The sequence below is a fragment of the Hoylesella buccalis ATCC 35310 genome, assembly GCF_000177075.1.
GTDB lineage: Bacteria > Bacteroidota > Bacteroidia > Bacteroidales > Bacteroidaceae > Prevotella > Prevotella buccalis.
Genome location: NZ_ADEG01000015.1, coordinates 1 through 2,648, shown reverse-complemented (window position 1 = coordinate 2,648; position 2,648 = coordinate 1). Strand labels below are relative to the sequence as shown.

General features: G+C 39.8%; 4 protein-coding genes. 1 reads left to right on the top strand and 3 read right to left on the bottom strand.

Annotated features, from left to right (window positions below; translation table 11 throughout):
• Positions 1-231 (bottom strand): transposase (locus HMPREF0650_RS01260; protein ID WP_004347673.1); only part of this gene is annotated, 231 nt, incomplete at its 3' end.
• Positions 232-603: 372 nt separating this feature from the next.
• Between HMPREF0650_RS01260 and HMPREF0650_RS01250 the strand changes: the two genes are divergently transcribed.
• Positions 604-1,521 carry an IS982 family transposase gene (locus tag HMPREF0650_RS01250; RefSeq protein WP_040562025.1) on the top strand — a complete coding sequence of 306 codons (918 nt, stop codon included), beginning with the start codon at positions 604-606 and terminating at the stop codon, positions 1,519-1,521.
• Between the two features lie 230 nt (positions 1,522-1,751).
• Here the strand turns inward: HMPREF0650_RS01250 and HMPREF0650_RS01245 are convergent, their stop codons facing one another.
• The gene (locus tag HMPREF0650_RS01245) at positions 1,752-1,955 is read right to left on the bottom strand and encodes a helix-turn-helix domain-containing protein (protein ID WP_004347667.1); all 204 of its coding nucleotides are present in this window, start codon (positions 1,953-1,955) and stop codon (positions 1,752-1,754) included.
• Positions 1,948-2,277 (bottom strand): hypothetical protein, encoded by a 330-nt coding sequence (locus HMPREF0650_RS01240; RefSeq protein WP_040562023.1) that lies wholly within the window; start codon positions 2,275-2,277, stop codon positions 1,948-1,950. Before HMPREF0650_RS01240 ends, HMPREF0650_RS01245 begins: the two co-directional genes overlap by 8 nt.
• Positions 2,278-2,648: the final 371 nt, after the last annotated feature.

The window sequence follows — 2,648 nt, the reverse complement described above, 5'->3', positions numbered from 1 at the left end:
GCCGTCACTCAAGCCATACCATGTGCGAAGAAGTTCGGTCTTGAACAACACAAGGCTGTCATAGCATGGACGACCAGTGGGACGGTTGCCTTTGGTGTAAGCAATTTCAATAAGTCCACGAATGGGATTCCAGTCGATTATCTGATCAATTTGAAAGAAAAAGGTCTGTTTAACCTTACGATGGCCAACTATTAGGTCAGCAAAACTCGGAGAAGAAGGACGTTGTTTCATACTATAAAGGTACAAAAATATGATGAAATGAGCAAATTTTGAACAATGAGTTTTGCAGAGGTCTCACTTTTTGTATATTTGAAAAAACAATGTCTTCAAAGGAGTCTTGGTTAATACTAAAAACAGCTTCAAAATTTGTAGCAACCACTTAATGTCACTTTCAATAAAAATATCAAAAATCGATAATCTCAGCGAATTTGCATTTGAAGGAACATTTGCTTCTATTTTGTCCTTTAAAATCCCGTCAATATGCTCCAAACATTGTTATATTCACCTGAGTTCGGGATAAGAAAGTGATGAAAAAAGTTGGTAATCTCGCTATATTTTTGTACCTTTATATATGATTATCAACAAGTTACATATATTATAGCGATGATTACCAAAGACAAAATTACAGAGATTTTTTGTATTGCAGATGATTTCTGCAAGGAATTTGATGTTGAAATAGCAAAACTGGCTCTGCAGGAGCCTGACGGCATCAAGCATCGAAAGCGTAAATGGCGAATGAGCCGTGCTGAGATCATGACTATTCTCATCTGTTTCCACTTCAATGACTTCCGCAATTTCAAGCATTACTATCTATTTTATGTCAGGGAGCACTTGAGGGATTTGTTTCCCGAGCAACTCTCCTATAACCGTTTCATAGAACTGGAATCAAGAGTTGCCGTTGTGATGATGCTGTTTCTGCAAGTGTGCTGTCTGGGACGTTGCACCGGAATAAGTTTCATAAACAGCACGTCCATACCAGTGTGCCACAACAAGCGCATCAGTCGCAATAAGGTTTTCAAGGAATACGCCTCAATAGGGAAGAGCACGATGGGGTGGTATTTCGGCTTAAAACTGCACTTGACTTGCAACGAGCGTGGAGAGTTGGTCAACTTCATGTTCACCAAGGCGAATGTGGATGATAGGGATGAAAGAGTGTTCAACAGGCTCAGCGACAACCTCTTCGGCAAGTTGTTTGCTGATAAGGGGTATATATCCCAAGGGCTTTTCGAAAGATTATACAATGATGGCATTAACCTTGTTACGGGGCTGAGGAGTAACATGAAAAACAAGCTAATACCCTTGTATGACAAAATATTACTCAGAAAGAGATCGGTCATAGAAACCATCAATGATGAACTGAAAAACGTGGCACAGCTGGTACACTCCAGGCATAGGAGCGTTTTTAATTTTGCTATAAATGCACTGTCGGCACTTGCAGCCTACTGTTTCTTTGAGAAGAAGCCGGCTATCAATGTAGATTTCTGTATAGACCGACAAGGACAGCAGCTTACACTGTTCTAAAACCAGTCATATCAGAGTTTGATGGAATTTTATGGATAACCTCTGTCTCAAGATAGAGGAGATATATTTATGCTCTTGGGGGTGCTATTGAGAACGGGACATTTTTATCCCGAACTCAGGTTGTTAGGTATCATCCTCTAATGTTTAATCATAAAAATGCCTTGGCCGACCGGCTTCACAGTCAGTTAGCCAAGGTCTTGCAACTTAGTCACTTGTTATTTAGAGGATTGCTAAGTATCTCTTAATTCTGCTATGAACTCCGACTTCTGGACATACCAACAGCGACCCATCTTATGAGCCGGGATAAGGCCTTTTTCTATACGCTTCCTGATGGTACACTCTTTACGCCCAAGCATGCGGGCAATGTCGGGCACGGTATAGACGGTGTCCGAAGTGTTGACCATGCCGCGACTCATGGTCAAGGCGTTACTCATGCTCTGTCCCTTCTGGCCACATTCTGCTGCTGTTGAAGTCTTGTGGCAATCTTCGCTTCCATTTGTTTTCATCTGCTTCATGATTGATTTCTTTTTCACGTTCTTCAAGAGTGATGGCATAAACGGCTATGCGCTCTCCCCTGTTGTTGTAAGTGGAATGAATGAATTTCCCAGCAAGCAACCCCTGTGACTGGTTGTACTTGCTGATTAAGTTGCGGAAGCTATGCTTCTGTTTCAATGAAACAATGGCGATTCTGATCTCACCAATCTTCAGTTCTCTAATCCACGTTGTGGGATGGATAACCCTTTCTACTTTATACATAAATAGTTAAATTTATACGTCAAAGCCACATTGCCTTGACATTTGAGAGTAGAAAGGCTTCCTAAAAGCACGAAGCATAATAAATCGCCTGCAAGAAATTGACCATTCATTTATTTAAATTTAGACAAATTAAAAATATCACTGAACTGAAAATTTCAATGACTCATTTCTTGCTTGCAAAAATATAATCAAAAAAAATGTATTTCAAGAATCTTCAATGCAAAACCGACCAACCAACCAATTATTTAACTTTATAAGACGGTTTGTAAGAGAATATAATGGGAGATGAAGTGTAAATAGCAAAAAGTATCTTTGAAAGCTAAAGATCGACGATGTGCAAGTGGTATCCATTCAATTTATAATATAACCCC

Bases quoted from the DNA above. Each gene is read 5' to 3' on its own strand.
- HMPREF0650_RS01250 (WP_040562025.1), top strand. From the start codon at position 604: ATGATTACCAAAGACAAAATTACAGAGATTTTTTGTATTGCAGATGAT.
- HMPREF0650_RS01245 (WP_004347667.1), bottom strand. From the start codon at position 1,955: ATGAGTAACGCCTTGACCATGAGTCGCGGCATGGTCAACACTTCGGAC.
- HMPREF0650_RS01240 (WP_040562023.1), bottom strand. From the start codon at position 2,277: ATGTATAAAGTAGAAAGGGTTATCCATCCCACAACGTGGATTAGAGAA.